13 protein-coding genes are annotated in these 16,501 nt (G+C 52.5%); 12 read left to right on the forward strand and 1 reads right to left on the reverse strand.

Annotated elements, in window-relative coordinates; genetic code table 11:
* Positions 1 to 254: 254 nt before the first annotated feature.
* From BR04_RS16770 to BR04_RS16825, 12 genes are all read left to right on the forward strand, one after another.
* On the forward strand, positions 255 to 974 hold the full coding sequence (locus tag BR04_RS16770; RefSeq protein ID WP_496357178.1) for a formylglycine-generating enzyme family protein: 720 nt from the start codon (positions 255 to 257) through the stop codon (positions 972 to 974).
* Complete coding sequence (locus BR04_RS16775) at positions 961 to 1,410, forward strand: hypothetical protein (protein WP_496357179.1); 450 nt, start codon at positions 961 to 963, stop codon at positions 1,408 to 1,410. The genes BR04_RS16770 and BR04_RS16775 overlap by 14 nt, the downstream gene beginning before the upstream one ends.
* Before the next feature lie 150 nt (positions 1,411 to 1,560).
* Complete coding sequence (locus BR04_RS16780) at positions 1,561 to 1,821, forward strand: hypothetical protein (protein WP_496357180.1); 261 nt, start codon at positions 1,561 to 1,563, stop codon at positions 1,819 to 1,821.
* Positions 1,822 to 1,909: 88 nt separating this feature from the next.
* Positions 1,910 to 3,256 carry a hypothetical protein gene (locus tag BR04_RS16785; RefSeq protein ID WP_496357181.1) on the forward strand — a complete coding sequence of 449 codons (1,347 nt, stop codon included), beginning with the start codon at positions 1,910 to 1,912 and terminating at the stop codon, positions 3,254 to 3,256.
* Positions 3,257 to 3,355: 99 nt separating this feature from the next.
* Entirely contained in the window at positions 3,356 to 4,549 is a 1,194-nt protein-coding gene (locus tag BR04_RS16790; protein ID WP_496357182.1) for an Lcl C-terminal domain-containing protein, read from the forward strand.
* Between the two features lie 400 nt (positions 4,550 to 4,949).
* Complete coding sequence (locus BR04_RS16795) at positions 4,950 to 6,560, forward strand: Hsp70 family protein (protein WP_496357183.1); 1,611 nt, start codon at positions 4,950 to 4,952, stop codon at positions 6,558 to 6,560.
* A complete protein-coding gene (locus BR04_RS16800; RefSeq protein WP_496357184.1) occupies positions 6,557 to 7,459 on the forward strand; it encodes a hypothetical protein in 903 nt (300 codons plus the stop codon). The genes BR04_RS16795 and BR04_RS16800 overlap by 4 nt, the downstream gene beginning before the upstream one ends.
* A 23-nt stretch (positions 7,460 to 7,482) precedes the next feature.
* Positions 7,483 to 10,950 (forward strand): AAA family ATPase, encoded by a 3,468-nt coding sequence (locus BR04_RS16805; protein WP_496357185.1) that lies wholly within the window; start codon positions 7,483 to 7,485, stop codon positions 10,948 to 10,950.
* A 241-nt stretch (positions 10,951 to 11,191) separates the two neighbouring features.
* Positions 11,192 to 12,448 carry a formylglycine-generating enzyme family protein gene (locus BR04_RS16810; protein ID WP_496357186.1) on the forward strand — a complete coding sequence of 419 codons (1,257 nt, stop codon included), beginning with the start codon at positions 11,192 to 11,194 and terminating at the stop codon, positions 12,446 to 12,448.
* Between the two features lie 103 nt (positions 12,449 to 12,551).
* A complete protein-coding gene (locus BR04_RS16815; RefSeq protein ID WP_496357187.1) occupies positions 12,552 to 13,817 on the forward strand; it encodes a lytic transglycosylase domain-containing protein in 1,266 nt (421 codons plus the stop codon).
* Positions 13,818 to 13,901: 84 nt separating this feature from the next.
* Positions 13,902 to 15,182 carry a formylglycine-generating enzyme family protein gene (locus BR04_RS16820; RefSeq protein WP_496357188.1) on the forward strand — a complete coding sequence of 427 codons (1,281 nt, stop codon included), beginning with the start codon at positions 13,902 to 13,904 and terminating at the stop codon, positions 15,180 to 15,182.
* Between the two features lie 222 nt (positions 15,183 to 15,404).
* Positions 15,405 to 16,028, forward strand: coding sequence for a 4Fe-4S single cluster domain-containing protein (locus BR04_RS16825; protein ID WP_496357189.1), 624 nt, complete (start codon positions 15,405 to 15,407; stop codon positions 16,026 to 16,028).
* 17 nt (positions 16,029 to 16,045) lie between these two features.
* Here BR04_RS16825 and BR04_RS16830 read toward each other — a convergent pair.
* Positions 16,046 to 16,501 (reverse strand): hypothetical protein (locus BR04_RS16830; protein WP_496357190.1); only part of this gene is annotated, 456 nt, incomplete at its 5' end.

The raw sequence follows: 16,501 nt of genomic DNA on the forward strand, positions 1-16,501 counted from the left end.
CCTGCACGGTTTGTAATTATAAGAAGGATGCGGAAGGGCGTTTGCAGGACTTGCGTGATTTAGCGGATACGCGGTTGTGGAAGGAAGCTGAAAAAATTAATACATGGTCATCTTACCAGAAGTATTATCATTCTTGTATTACCTGTATTCGTAGGGAAGGAGCAAGGTCGAGAATGGCTGCCTTGCCTTTACCGTCAAGGCTGACCAATCATTTGGGTATGACTTTTGTGAAAATTCCTGCCGGGGAGTTCTGGATGGGATCTCCTGATAATGAGCCTGGAAGGGATGATGATGAAAAACGCCACCAGGTCAGGATTTCCAAAGATTTTTACATGATGACCACGGAAGTGACGCAAGCGCAGTGGGAAAGGGTGATGGGCAGCAATCCTTCTCATTTTAAAAACTGCGGCAAAGACTGCCCTGTGGAGCAGGTTTCCTGGGACGATATTCAGGAATTTATAAAAAAACTGAACGCTCTGGATAAAAGCATAACGGTACGCCTGCCCACGGAAGCCGAATGGGAGTATGCGGCCCGTGCTGGAAGTGAGACGGCCCTCTCTTCCGGCCCCATGGAAATTTTGGGAAGAAACAATGCGCCTGCCCTTGACCCTGTGGCCTGGTATGGGGGGAACAGTTGCGTGAGTTATGTGGGAGGTTTTGATTGTTCCGGCTGGCCAGAAAAACAGAAATCCTGCAACAGGTGCGGAACCCATCCGGTGGGCCAGAAGCAGCCTAACGCCTGGGGGCTGTATGACATGCATGGCAATGTGTGGGAGTGGGTTCAGGATGTGTATAAATTGGATTATCAGACATTGTACGGAACAAATCCCATATATGCGGGAGCCGGTGATTATCGCGTCCATCGGGGCGGCGGCTGGAGCAGCCGCGCCGGGTACTGCCGTTCGGCCCGTCGCGGCGGGGACGGGGCGGATTTTCGCAACGACAACCTGGGGGTTCGCCTTGCAGGATCTTAACCTTTTGTCTTTTTTATTTTTTTACCTTTTGTGCCGTTTTTTTCTTTTTTTTTTGCGGCCGAAGGCCGCCTCAAGCGGCGCGTGTTTCGGGACGTGGCCGGATTTTTGGCCATACGTCCCGAAACACGCGCCGCCGGGCAGTTTCCTGCGGCTGTCTTTAAGGAAAAGCGTTGGATATGTTTATTTTTATCTGGCCTTGGCTATGCCAGCAGCCATGGGGGCTGTGCAGGGAAGCGTCGGGGCCAATGATCATGAATGCAGCATTGAAAAAAGGAGTGGGAACATGAGTACAAGTTATGAATGTTGGGCCTATAAAGATGGCAAGCCGGACAAAATGGTGACTGTAAGTGCCAAAAACAAGGAGGAGGCCTGTGTATTGGCCCAGGCAAAATTTAAAAAACTGGGTGTGAAGCCAGATGCTGTGAAGTGTAAGTGAAGCCATTTGCGGGCTTGATCTACCCTTAGATTGACTCTTTACCCTGGCATGCAGGTAAACCGTCTTTGTATCTGTAGCCGTATCGCCCGATTGCCTGTGTGCCGGGCATGGAGGATAAAATTTGGCCTTTTGTCTTTGATGGAGGTTGCTATGGGCTCTGATCCCAGATTTCTGGAAAAATTCTGGTCGTTGCATCTTATTGGCAGGATGGGTGCCATGCGGGCCATCGGTTACAGTCTTCTTGGTCTTTTGCGTCTTTTGGGGCTGTTGTTGTTCTTGCTGGGTCTTGGCTGGCTTTTGGCCTGGGCAGCACCGGAAATATTCAGAAGTATCGTATCTTTTTTGGTGGCCATTGTGATTGGCTTACTTGGGCTTCGGTTTATATGGCGTATGCTGCGTAGCATTTTCTGAGGCCGGACAGAGGTGTAGGGAGAAGAACGGCGATGGGGGTAATGGAGTATCGTGGTGGCTTTTCACAGATTGAAAAATTGGAGGGGGCATGAGTGGAGAAAAGGAAGTACGGCTTCGGGAATGTGAGTATCATCGCCTGATGAAAGCTGCCGAGAAGGTGGAACAGTCCGAGACCATCCAACAGAACCTGCAGTACCATCTGGAGGAGGCCAGACAGCGTATTCAGGAAAACAGCCTGGATACGGAGAAGCGCAGGAAGGCCATGGAAAAAACCCTGAAGAAACTGAGCACGGAAATGCAGCAGCAGACCCGTGACTTTCAGCAAAAGCTTCAGGCCCAGCAAGAGGCCTTTGCAGCGGATCTGGAGGGTGTGGGAAAGCGCCTGGATGCCCAAAGAAAGGAGTATCAGGAACTTATTTCTACCCAGTCTGCTTTGATGGAGGCGAAGTTTGCAAGCCTGGATGCGGCCCAGCGGGGCAAGGAGGAAAGGGCAAAGCAATGGCTTGAGGATTCGGGTACCCTGCTTGACTACATTGAAAAGCATCAGCGTCACGGTAAATTTGCCCCCGGAGAGCTGGAGATCCTGAAGGGAGACTTTGAGCGCAGCCGAACGAATGTGAAAAACGGGGATTTTGAGACTGCCATTGCCACCGGTCAGGCCCTTTACACCAAGGCCTTAAGGCTTCAGGCGGAAATTGAATTCCGTCAGACGGAGTGGGATGCCTGCTACAATGATGCCCTGAACGGCCTGAGAAAGCGTCTTGCGGAAATGGAAGCTGAGAAAACGGCCCGCTGGATTTTTGAAACTGAAGAAGGAAAAAAAGAGCTGGATGCGGAGCTGGATTACTGGACGGATGAGGGCCTTGCCCGGCTGCGTCAGGAGGCCCTCAAGGAAATTTCCCTGCTGGAAAATAACAGGGCAGACCTGAGCCTTGCGGATCTGCAGCAACTTAGCCAAAAGGGGCAGTTGCTGGAGGGAGAGCTTCTGGATCTGGTGACCCTGGCCAAGGAACGGCTTGTGGCTTCCCAGCTTCGGGTGAACATTGCCCAGGATGTGGTGCAAGGGCTGGCCGACAGCGGCTGGGAGCTGGAAGAAAGTCTCTGGGAAGGAGAAGGTAGCGACGGCAGGGGATGGAAGAACAGCTACCACATGAAAATGCGGGATCTGGCGGGCAATGAGATGGTCACCATTATTCTGCCCGAAGAACGGCCCCGTGGAGAAATAGAAAACCGCCTTCAGTTCGCCTATTTTCCTAAAAGCCACAATGATGCCCGTTTTGCCGCCGCCCAGACCCGAAAACTGAATGAAACCCTTGGCAGTCTGGGTATTACCCAGTCTCCCCTTCAGTGTGTTCCCGGCCATGAACGGACATTGCGGGCCGATGAAACCCGCAGGGATTTTGAAAAAATCCGCAATACCAAACCGGTCAGGTGAGTGTATTGGCTTTTACAGATTTCATCTCAGCTTTATGAAAAAGGAGCTTGGCATGAGGGATGCCGGGTGCAGGAAAAAATTTGACATGAGGAGTCTTGGATGAAGAGCAGAATTTGCCCCGTCTGCGGTCTGGATCAGGATACAGCCCTGAAGGCCTGCCCCCAGTGCGACTGGGATTTTCCCCTCTACCTTGGGAGACCTGATGAGGATGTCCGGGGGCAGGCCATGCAGAAACTTGATGCTGCCTGCGAAGCCTGGAAAAAACGGTCCTATGATCCCTCCCTGCGTCTGGATCTGGTTCGGGATGCCTTTGAGACAGAAGAAGAATTTATGGAACGCCAGGTTTCGCGGCCCTATGCCGTGGGGCAGGGGGTTTTGCAGAAAGCTTCCTATGACATCCTGAGCCAACGGTTTCCGGTGGTGCTGAATGTGGATGCCACAAGCGGCCTTGAGCCCCATGTTGAAAGCTGGCGTGGACAGGGCAGCCTCTTTTTGACCCTGGACCGGGATGCGGCCCGCTCCCTGTATGGTTCGGGCCCTCAGTGGCCGGTCTATGCCTGGCTGAAGGGGCAGCAGGGCAAACCAGAGGTGGACAGGCTGGAGATGGTGACACCAGGAGGGGCGCTGCCCCTTTTTCTGGAGCAGGCACCTCCTCCCTCACCGCCTTCCCCGTCTCCGGTGGAGTCCAAAAAGGGGAGGGGAAAGTTTTATGACTTATCTCTGATTCTGGGCCTTTTTTTAACGGCGATTTTGTATTTTTTGTTTTTTTCAACACCACCTTATAAAAATCCTGAAACTTATTCTAACAATCCTAAATCTTATAAAGATCTTGGGGATGGCACGGTGCTGGATACAAAGACGGACCTCCAGTGGATGCGCTGCTCCCTGGGACAGAGCTGGAACGGCAGCACCTGTACGGGGGATGCAAAAACATATACCTGGAAGAAGGCCCTGAAAGCAGCCAGTTCCCATCGTTTTGCAGGCAAGTCGGACTGGCGTGTGCCCACCATCAAGGAGCTGAATACCCTTGTGGTCTGCAGTTCAGGGAAGCGGGAAGCCTTTGAGAAAAATAGCAGTGGAGAAAGTTATGGAGGTTCCTGTGAAGGAGAGTATCAAAAGCCCACCCTCCATGCCGGGGCCTTTCCCAATACGCCGTCATCTTGGTTTTGGTCTTCCTCGCCCTACGCCAACTCTACTGGCCGTGCGTGGGGCCTCCATTTCAACTACGGCGGTGTCGGCTACGAATACAAGTACGGCAACCGCCAGCTCCGCCTCGTGCGTGCCGGACAGTGATTTTTGCCTTTTTGGCACCACATTGCTGGAAAAAGGGATAGTGCCAGAATTTATACTCCGGACGCCCATCTGTGAAACATCTGAAAACTGGACTGTTATTCTGACTTTTTTAATGAAGCCCTCACCCCAACCCTCTCCCAGTGGGAGAGGGAGCCTTGAGGATGTTTTTTTCTCCCCTCTCCTGCGGGAGAGGGAGCCTTGGGGATGTTTTTTTCTCCCCTCTCCTGCGGGAGAGGGGCCGGGGGTGAGGGCAGAAAGTAATAAAGAACCACGATGTTCATTACTTTGTTTCAAAAATGACCGTGCGGAGTATGTTATTATTTTTGTTTAGGAAAATGGCCGTTGAGGGTGAAGGGCCTGAGCTTTGTATTCTTTTGGAATGTATGATGGAGGAAAAAACATGAAACTTGGCATTGATTTTGGCACCACCAACACGGCGGTGAGCTGTCTCGGGAGGGGGGAACCGGAGTCCCTCGGCTTTGGAGACGGGCACAAATACCGCTATGTCCCCAGTGTTCTGGCATGTCGGAAGACAAAAACCGATGTCAGAAACTATTACGGGTGGGAAGCAAAAAACATGGTCGGTGAACCCGGCCTTGAGGTGTATCAGAATTTCAAGATGCTTCTGGGCGAAGCCCCGGAAACGGTGCGTCAGCACTGGGGAGATACCAGAGAAAATCCCGAAGGGGTGACCCGCGCCTTTATCCGGGAGCTGCTTCGTCAGGTGCAGGAGGATCATAAAATCAGGCCAAAGGGGGTGGTGGTGACGGTACCCGAGGTCTGGGTGCCCCAGAATCTCCAGATCCGCAGGGAAAAGCTCATCCATTGCTTTCAGGATCAGGGCATTGCCACCGTAGAGGTTCAGAGTGAGCCGGTGGCCGCAGGCAGTTATTATCTGCACTGCTACCAGAAGAAAAAGGGAAAACCCTTTTCTGGCCATCTTCTGGTCTGCGACTGCGGGGGCGGCACCATGGATTTCTGCCTTGTGAAGGTGGAAAACGACGGCAAGGACAGGCACAGCATGAAGGTGGTGGACAGGGCGGGCAATGGTCTTGTGAATGGCCGCATTGGCAGTGCGGGTGTGGCCTATGATCAGGCCGTTGTGAAGGCTGTGTTTCCGGATATCCAAGTAAAAAAACCGACTCTTTTTTTTAAACGGGTACGGGAGTTTGAGGAAGGAAAAATCTTCCGGCAGGGAACCCTCTCACAAACTCTGGGCCTGTATCTGGAACTTCCGGAAGCCGTTGAAAAAGATGTTCTTATGTATCTTGGGGATGAAACGCCAGTCTATGCCTGTCACCTTGCGGATGTTTTTGAGAAGGAAATTCGTCCTTCCATGAAGGAATCCCTCACAGTCCTGGTTGAAAATATACAGGCCCAGGGCATTGACATTCAGAATGGAGAAAGCTTCAAGGTGCTCATGGTAGGGGGCTTTTCCGCCTTTTTTCTCGTTCAGGAAACCATCCGCAGGGCCTTTGGCAATGTGATGAGCGGGGATCTGCGCTTTGACGATCTCTTTGCCCTGGAAGACCGGGCACTTGCCATTTCCAAGGGAGCCGCCCTCATTGCCAACGACCTTACGGAGGTCATTGAAACCTGTCCCATGGATGTGGGTATCCAGGCCTTTGACATCGGGAAGGACAGGAGTGTGCGCATCCGGATGATGCCTGTTCTTAAAAAGGCAGAGAAGATGGAAAAATACCGGAAACCCGTCTGGCTGGCTCAGGATTTTCTGGTGGCCAACCCCAGCATCGAGATTCCTGTGTATCTGGAGCCTGTTCCGGGCAAGCCTTTTTCCCTGAAGCTTTCCGGAACCTCGCTTAAGGCCCTGATGCCCAAGGGGCTGAGTCCGGAGAGCTATGTGCAGGTGGGCTTTTCCATGGACAGCAACAAAATTTTTTCCATCCATATCCGGGAAAAGGGAAAACCGAAGGCGATGTGTTCCACCACCCTCGGGGATCTCATGGCCCATGTTCCAGCCTTGCTTGTGGTCGATGGAGGTAAAAAATGAGCTTTGAGAATCTGAAATACCAGGTGCGGGGTCAGTGGCAGAGTATTGAGGCGGCAGATCCCGCCACAAGGCGGGTTCTCATGGGTGAGCTGATCCGAAGTCTTCAGGAATGGGAGGCTTCCGACACTGCGTCCCTCGATGCCATGCAGACCCTTAAGCGTATCACTTACAAGGCCCAGATGGCGAAAAGCCTTGCGGATGAGATTCCCCGCCTTTTGGATATTTTGGGGCCGAACCGGGAAAGCCTTAAAAAACTGCTGCAAACCCAGATGGATACCCTGAAGGCAGAACACGGGATCCTGCAGGCCCGTCTCCGGAAAGAGGAAGAAGGGCTTGAGGCAGGAAAAACGGCCATGGAAGTGCTGTGCAAGGCCCAGGAAGAGGCAGGACGGCAGTGTGCGGCCCGCATGGAAACCCTGCGTCAGGAAATCCGAAAGCTTGAGGAAAGTCTGAATTTAAAAATTGCAGAGCATGGGGCCATGGCAGGGGAAAAAAAACGACTTGAAGGCCAGCTTGGGGAGCTTCATCAGCTGGAATCGCTGCGTCAGGAAATCCGGGAGGCCGCAGCCCGTATGAAGGATCTGGAAAAAGGACTGGATCAGGGAAAGGATCCCGGCCCCGGCCTTCAGGACTGGGCCAGTCTTACGGAAAAACTTGTATCCTATTACCGCACCTGTACGGAGGTGAGTCGCACCATCGGAGACAACCTGCTTCAGGCGGAAACGGGATTGCCCCCTGTCCGGATCGACACCGCCATGCTGGAAGTTCCGGCCCGCCTCCTTGCCCTGAAGACGGAGCTTGATGAAATGGATATTCTTTTTGCGGCCCACCTGAAAAAACAGGATGCGGAAGATGAAACCGCACGGCAGCGGGTGCATCGGGGAGTGCACCATCCTTAACCTGAAGAATTCCGGGAGGCTCCATGGAACGCCTGTTCACCAATCCTTCCCACCGTGTTTTTGCCCTTTACGGCAACACGGGGGATTTTTTTTATACACCCCGCCTGCGGGAGCTGGATATCAACCTCTGGCTGCTCACCCATTTCAAGACCCTTGGTTATGAACGGGTGGTATTTTACGCTCCGGATCAGAAAATCCATTTTGCGGATATAGATTCTGCAAAACTGGCAAGGCCCCAGACAGAGGAATCAAAGGGCCGGGCCAATTCCAACGCCGCAGCTGCCGGGGCTTCTTCTGGTTCTGATCGGAATGGAAACCCGCAGCCAGAGGGAGAGGGGGAAAAAAGGCCATCCAGACAAATCCCCAAACTTAAAGGCGGGCCTTTAGGCATGTCCCGAATGTCCCGTGCCGCAGCACCGGCAGCACCAACCTCTGCTCCTGTTTCGCAGGAGAATATCCGCTGGAACTTTGGCGCCATGTCCGATGCGGATGCCATCCATGCACTGGATCGCATGATGCAGGAAAACCTGTCCACGGTTCTCATCTTCCGGAACGGGGAAGACCTTTTTTCGCTTCTGGACGGGGATGCCATCCGTCACTGGGACAATATTTTCGGCGGCTGGACAGGAGCCAGCCTTGCACCGGGAAGCCGGAACATGGCCCTTCTGGTATTTCAGGGGGATGTGGAGTTGAACCGCCAGAGAATGCCAAGGCTTTCGTCCCATTTGTTTAAAGGAGAGGATACCCGCCCCAAACCTGAGCTTTCCTTCCATGTCGGCCCCGGTCGTATGGATGAGGTGGCTTTTCTATTGCATCGGCTGCGCCTTCAGGGAAGACTTCTCTGGACATCCCATGAGGTGGAAACCCAGAGTCCCCGGCTGGCCCGAGAACTGATACCCGACAATCTGGATCAGGGTGTAAAGGGCATGAACACCCTCTGCCATGAAATTCTGAGCAGCCCCCAGTGTTTCAGGGAAGATTTGACCGACCCATGGGAAGAGCTGCGAAGCAGAACCGGCATGAAAGAGAGGGTGGAGATTAAGCTTCAGGGTCTTGTAAAAAGGGCCAAAGAGAAGCTGGCCCGCCATGCTCCGCCTGCAAAAGCGCCCCTTGGCCATGATGTGCAGCGCCTGATACGGGAGACAGCCCCTTCCTCGGACAAGCTTGAGAACCTTCACCTTGCCCTCATGGGCAGCCCCGGAACGGGTAAAACCACCACAGCCCGCATTATTGCTCAAATTTACAGAAAAGAAGGGCTTCTTGCCTCGGGTCATCGGGTGGAGGTTTCTTCTAAAGATCTCATTGAAGAGCATATTGGTGGAACGGCCAGACGCACGGCAGAGGCCGTATCCCGTGCCATGGGCGGGGTTCTTTTCATTGATGAGGCCTACAGCCTGAATCTGAATTCTTTTGGGCAGGAGGCCATTGCAGAGCTGGTGCAGTCCATGACCACCTTCAACGGGCAGTTTTCCCTGATTGTGGCGGGCTATACCCGTGAGATGACGGATTTCATCGAAGGGCCAGAAGCCAATCCCGGCCTTGCCCGCCGTTTTCCCTCAGCCAACCGCTGGGTGCTGGAGAATTATACGGGGCCTGAGCTTTTTGAGATTTTCCGCAGTGTTGTGAAGTCCGAAAACCTGAGCCTTGATGCAGAGCTTGAAGAAAAACTTCCCTTTGCCTTTGAGCAGTGGATTAAAAATCAGGACAGGGATCGTTTTGGTAATGCAGGCGAGGTCATCAATCTTGTGGCAGGCCTTAAAAGCCATGCCGGAAGTCTTCCTGTGCTGAAGCTTCATGATTTCAGATCCCTTCCCGGATGGCGGCAATGGCTGGGCCTTCAGCAACTTCCCTCTGTGGAGGAACTTCTGAAACCCCTGGATGCACTGGTGGGGCTTCAGTCCGTGAGAAGTGCTCTCAAAAAACTCTGCCACAGCCTCCATGCGGAAATGCTCCGGAACGGAAGTCTTGCGGGCTTTGCACCGGGGCATTATCTCTTTGTGGGCAATTCCGGAACGGGTAAGACGGAAGTGGCCCTGAAAATGGGCGCTCTTTTTTATGAGCTGGGTCTTTTGAACCGAAACCATGTTGAAAGGCTCAATGCTTCGGATGTGGTGGGAAGCTATGCAGGCACAGCGGAAAATACCATTCGGGAAGCCTTGCGTCGGGCACAGGATGGTGTTCTTTTCATTGATGAGGCCCATCAATTAGTGAGTGCCCAGGGGCAGGATGCCCTTAAGGTGCTGGTGCCTGAAATGGAAAACCGGAGAAATCAGCTCTGTGTCATTCTTGCGGGCTATCCCGCCGACATGCAGGCCCTTCTGAATACGGATTCGGGCCTTGCTTCCCGCACCCAGTCCATTCCCTTTGAAGATTACACGGGCCATGAACTTCACCAGATCTGCCAGATCATGCTTTCCCAAAGGAAAATGAGGCTTAGTGATGAGGGCTCGGAACATCTTCTGCGGCTTCTGGCCTTTCTTGCGGCGCAAAGGGACAGGCAGTTTGGTAACGCCCGCACCGTAAGGGAGCTTCTGGACAGGGAAATCCTCCCCCATCAGAGTGAGCGGATATTGTCCATGGGCTTGAAGTCCGGAGACCCGGCTCTTTTTATCATAGAAAAAGAAGATCTGCCTTCAAGGCCCGGTTTTGACCCAAAACACTGGGAGGATGCCGTAAAAGGGGCAGCCAGTACGGATGTGGGACGGCTTCTGGAAGAGCTTCAGGGTTTAGTGGGGCTTTCTTCCGTCAAAAATACCCTGGTGCGCATTTGCGATACCCTTGCCGTGCAGCAGAGACGGGGCAGGGGAGAGCTTCTGGCAGGCCATTATGTCTTTTCCGGCAATCCCGGAACGGGAAAAACCACGGTGGCCCGGCTTATGGGCCGTATTTTCCGATCCCTTGGGCTTTTGAGCAGGGGCCATGTGGTGGAGGTAAAACGGGAAGATCTTGTGGGCCGCTATCAGGGCGATGCGGAAAACAACACGAAAGAAAGAATCGAAGAGGCCCTGGATGGCATTCTCTTTGTGGATGAGGCCTATCAGCTTGTCCAGGACGAGCATGATAGTTATGGAAAACGGGCACTGGAAACCCTGCTTGCCAACATGGACAACTATAGACACAGGCTGTGCGTCATTCTTGCGGGATACCCTGAAAAAATGCAGACCCTGCTTCAAACCAACCCCGGTTTTAAACGCCGTATTCCAGAAACCATTGTCTTCCCAGATTACAGCGGGCCAGAGCTTTGTGAAATCGCCCAGGGCATGTTCAGGGATCAGGGCTACACCCTGAGTGCGGCTGCTGCAATGGCCTTGGAAAGGCATCTTGCTGGCTGGGATGAACGCAGGGGAAGATCGGATTTTGGCAATGCCGGTGATGTGAGAAACCTTGTGGCCGCAGTGATTGCAAGGCAGAGCAGCCGCCTGAGGCCCCTTCTCGATGAGGTGAGTGAGGAGATGCTGAATACCCTGGAAGCCGGGGATATTGGGGGATAGGGGAGAAAAAAGATATCCACAAGGCTCCCTCTCCCCTTGGGTGGTGGCTGAGGTTCTCGAAGCCAGAGGATTGCCTGCCCGGCACACAGGCCTCCTGCATAGCTTTTTATAATGCCATGGTTTCTTTTGCCTGTGTGCGGGGGGGGGGGGGGAGGGCTTCATTAAAAAATCAGAACAGCAGTCTGATTTCAGATATTTCACAGATGGGTGTCTGGAATATAAAATGTAAAGGAGTGTTTCCATGGAAGAAAAAACCTGCCCCGTCTGCGGGCTGAAGCAAAATGAAGAATCCAAAAATTGCCCTACCTGCGGCTGGGATTTCCTTATGATTCTTGGCAGCAGGGAAGAAGACATTTCAGATGCAGCCCTCTCCCTTCTGGATGAGGCTCGTAAGTCATGGTCTGAAAAGTGGGTGAACCGGGACCATGCTCCTGATTTTGAGCGGGATCCCTTTGAGTATGAGGAAGACCGTGTGGCCCGGTTAGAGGGTGCCATCTGGAAGGCAGGCCGGGCTGTTCTTCTGAAGGAAAAATACGATATAGAAACGGGCCGATTTCCCATGGCCTGGAAGGAAGTTTCGGACTGGGCCAAAGAAATTCTCTTGGGCCTTTGTCCGGTTTTGAATCTGGATCGGGATGCGGCCCGGAATCTTTACGCTTCAGCAGAAGATTTCCCCATGGGGCTTCGCCTGGATGTGAAAGGCGAAAAGCTGCGTCCTGTTTCCTGCAATTTGTGGACAGAGTCGGGAGGGCTGGAGGTTGCCTTGGAAAAGGCACCGTCATTGAAGAACAGCTTTGGCATGACCTTTGTGAAGATTCCTGCGGGAGAATTCTGGATGGGCTCCCCTGAGGATGAGCCGGGGCGGCTTGGTCATGAAAAACGGCACAGGGTAAAGATTTCCAGGGATTTTTACATGATGACGACCCCGGTGACTCAGGGGCAGTGGGAGGCTGTGATGGGCAGCAACCCTTCCGATTTTAAAGACTGTGGCAAGGATTGCCCGGTGGAGATGGTTACCTGGGATGCTGTTCAGGAATTTATTAAAAAGCTCAATGCCCTGGATAAAAGCCTCACCGTGCGTCTTCCAACGGAAGCCGAATGGGAATATGCCTGCCGTGCGGGGACAGATACGCCCTTTGCCTTTGGTAACTGTCTTTCCACAGATGATGCCAATTATGATGGTAAAGATCCCCTGACCGGCTGCCCCAAGGGGACTTTTCTGAGAGAAACCGTAAAGGTGGCCTCCTTTAAACCCAATGCCTGGGGTCTTTACGATATGCATGGCAATGTCTGGGAGTGGGTTGAGGATGTGCATATAAGTGATTATGAAACCTTACCCGGAACGGATCCCATATATGCGCCAGCCACAGGCGGTGATCGCGTCCTTCGGGGCGGTGGGTGGGACTGCGGTGCCGGGGGCTGCCGTTCGGCCAGTCGCGACGTGAACGGGGCCGATGATCGTGACGATGCCCTGGGGTTTCGCCTTGCAGGATCTTAAGCTTTTGGGCTTTTACCTTAAATTTGAGTGAAATCTATACGGGTCATGAAAAGGCAGGTGCATGTTTTATTATTTGAAATAATTTAAAAAAAAGTGGGATAAAATGAAACTTTTAATTTCTATTTCATACCTACAACAGATATTAAGGTTCAATACAATTAAAAAAATACTTCTTTGCCTTATTTGCTCTGGTCTGATTTTAAATTCAGGCTGTTCAAGTACACAGCATAAAAGATATTCAGAAAACTTTGACCCCAAGGTAAAAAAAGATGGGATTTCAAAAAATGAAATCGTCTCCATAAAATCTGAGAATAGAACAGAACCCCGAACAGCAAGCAAACTCCTTGCTGATGAATCCCCTCCATTATATGGGCATGCCCTTAATTTGTATTATATTGCAAACGATTTCTGGCTGTCAGGAGATTTTGATTCTGCTTTAGAATCTTTGGATCAAGCCTATGACTTAATAATCAGCGTTGAAACCATCACAGCCACCGATATGCAGCAAAGATATGATCTACGCATTGCTATAGCAAGGCGGATTATGGAAATCCATTCATCAAGAACAATAGGAGTTGAGGGTAAGCAAAGTCCAATACAGATACCCGACAACAGGTATGTACAACAGGAAATTGACCGATTTACCAAAAAAGAACGGATTTTTTTCGCAAAGGCCTATCGAAGATCCGGTCTTTACATGGATATGATACTTGAAAAACTTAATGAAGCCGGACTTCCAACAGAGCTTGCATGGCTACCGCTTATTCAATCAGGGTTTCAGGTCAAAGCACTCTCCAGTGCAAGTGCACTTGGACTTTGGCAGTTTACTCCTTCCACAGGTGTCCGCTTTGGTCTCAGAAGGGATCGGCTTATAGACGAAAGAATGGATCCTGAAAAAGCCACCGATGCGGCGGTTGCTTATCTAACCGAGCTCCACCGTCTTTTTGGAGACTGGCCCACTGTAATTGCAGCCTACAATTGTGGAGAGGAGTGGGTACTTAGAACCATAAAAATGCAGAATGTAAATTACCTTGATAATTTCTGGGATCTCTACACAAAACTGCCCAGGGAAACAGCCCAGTATGTATCCCGTTTTCTTGCTACTGTGCATGTAATTAAAAACATGGAAAAATACAGATTCGACCCGAAGGACCTTTATTCACCAGTTCCCTATGAAAGAGTTTCCGTTGAAAGACAGTTAGATCTTCAATCCATAGCAACTGCAACAGGAATAGACTTTTCAAATTTGAAAAACCTGAACCCTGAACTTTGTTATGATCTTCTCCCTCATGAACGCTACACACTGAAAATACCCAAGGGTAATAAAGAAAAAATTCTGAATATAACGGATTCAGGGGAAGCGGAATAAGTCCTGTTAAAATTGTCTTGATAGGGTCTAAATAAAATAAAAAATGACAGCAAGACTCAGGAAGAGGCATGTGGAGGAAGACAGATGGAAGAAAAAACCTGCCCCGTCTGCGGGCTGAAGCAAAATAAAGAGTCTCAAAATTGCCCCACCTGCGGCTGGGGCTTTCCCCTGATCCTTGGCAGCCGGGAGGAAGACATCGCAGATGCGGCGCTTTCCCTTCTGGATGAGGCGCGGGGCAAATGGGCGGAAAAGTGGGTGAACCGGGATGAAGCCCCGGATTTTAAGAGAGACCCCTTTGAGTTCGAGGAAGATCGGGTGGCCCGGCTGGAGGGTGCTGTTTGGAAGGCGGGCCGTGCGGTTCTGGTGAAGGAGGGCTATGACATTAAAACCGGCAGGTTTCCCATGGCCTGGAAGGAAGTTTCGGACTGGGCCAAAGAAATACTCCTGGGCCTTTGTCCGGTTCTGAATCTGGATCGGGACGCGGCCCGGAGCCTTTATGCTTCAGCAGAAGATTTTCCCATGGGTCTTCGCCTTGGGGTGAAGGGAGACAAGGTGCGTCCGGTTTCCTGCCACCTGTGGGCTGCGTCGGGGGTTCTGGAGGCGGCTTTGGAAAAGGCCCCGGCATCTTCAGGGCATCAAGGAGAAAAGAGGGCTGAAAAGACCTTGAAGAACAGCCTTGGCATGACCTTTGTGAGGATTCCTGCGGGCGAGTTCTGGATGGGGTCTCCGGAGAATGAGCCGGGGCGGTTTGATGATGAAAAGCGGCATCGTGTAAAGATTTCCAAAGATTTTTACATGATGAGCACGCAGGTGACCCAGGGGCAGTGGGAGGCTGTGATGGGCAGCAATCCTTCCCATTTTAAAGACTGCGGCAAGGACTGCCCGGTGGAGAGTGTTTCCTGGAATGAGGCTCAGGAATTCATAAAAAAGCTCAATGCCATGGATAAGACCCTTAGTGTGCGTCTTCCCACGGAAGCGGAATGGGAATATGCCTGCCGTGCGGGGACAGATACGCCCTTTGCCTTTGGAACCTGCCTTTCCACAGACGATGCCAACTATGCCGGCTGCCCCAAGGGAACTTATCGGAAAAAACCCGTCAAGGTGGCCTCCTTTAAACCCAATGCCTGGGGGCTGTATGACATGCACGGCAATGTCTATGAGTGGGTTCAGGATGTGTACAGGAAAGATTATGAAAATCTGCCCGGAACCGATCCCATATATATGGGGCATATATTTAAACGTGACCGCGTCATTCGGGGCGGCGGCTGGGACAACTACGCCGGGAACTGTCGTTCGGCCAATCGCCGCAGGTACGGGGCCGACGTTCGCGGCAACGACATGGGGTTCCGCCTTGCAGGATCTTAACCTTTTGTCTTTTTTAGTTTTTTACCTTTTGTGGCGTTTTTTTTCTTTTTCTTTTTCGGCCGCAAGGCCGCAAAAAGCGGCGCGTGTTCTGGGGCGTGGCCGGGTTTTTTGGCCATACGCCCCAGAACACGCGCCGCCGTGCGGTCAACCCGTCATGCCTGGCACAGGTGATTCTGTGCCAGCGCTTCATCAGGTTTTGCAATAGGGGAGGGAGCCGCTTTGATGACAGAAAACCCCCTTGTTCTTTATGCCTTAAAGGAAGGCACCCGCAGCCTTGGTCCTTTTTTGCGTTTTGCCCTCTGGGTGCAGGGCTGCCCCCGCCTTTGCCCCGGCTGCATGACCCCTGAGGCCCGGCCCTTTGAGGGGGGCATCCGCAGAACCCTCCCTTCGCTGGCAGAGGAGATTCTTTTGCATCCGGAAGTGGAGGGCCTCACCCTTTCCGGAGGCGAACCCTTCTGCCAGGCCGGGGCTCTGGCCAGCCTTGTGGGGACACTGCGTCAGCACCGGGATCTGGGGGTCATTGTCTATACGGGCTATGCCCTTGAAACCCTCACCGCCATGGCAAAAGGGGATCGGGGCGTTGCATCACTTTTGAAGTGTACGGATCTTCTGATTGATGGCCCTTATGTGGAGGCCCTGAACAGCGGGAGAGGTCTCAAGGGTTCTGCCAACCAGCGCGCCCTGGCCCTGACGGATCGCTACCATGCCTTTCTTTCCCTTTATTCCGATACCGAGGCCCGCCATGTGGAACTGCATATAGATAGGGATGCGGATTTTCTTGTGGGGGTGCCCAGCCCCCGCCAGCTTAACTGGTGGCAGGGGGGCAGCAGGCGGGAAGAAAAATAAGAAGGGCGGGGAAAATTTCAGGCTCCCCATACGTCAATGGGGCGTTTTCCATGCGCCATGCTTTTCCGCCAGATCTTTTCGTCCCAGGGAATGTCCGGGTTCCGGTTGAAAATAACCAGATGGGCCTCATCCGCAGCACTTCTGTCCGCATAGTCCGCCGTCTGGGAAAGGCCTTCCTGTAAGGTGGCCTCCAGCCCTTTTCTTAAGATTTTCAGCTCAATCACCACCCGCTGCACGGTTCCGAAAAAGCCCTTTTCCTTATCAAGGGGCCACTCAAGGAAGAGATCCGTCCGTCTGCTGCCCAAACCATACTCCCGGTTCACCCTGCCGCCGCCGTTCACAATGCGCTGCAAAAAAGCCTGCATGAGAAGCTGAGGCCCTGCCTCTTTGTAGTCAAAGCGCTCGATCCAGCTTTGGGAGTTTTCCCTGAAAAAGAGCTGAAAGGCGGCAAGGAGTTTTTCCATGTCAAGACT

This window comes from Desulfobotulus sapovorans DSM 2055, from assembly GCF_059569355.1.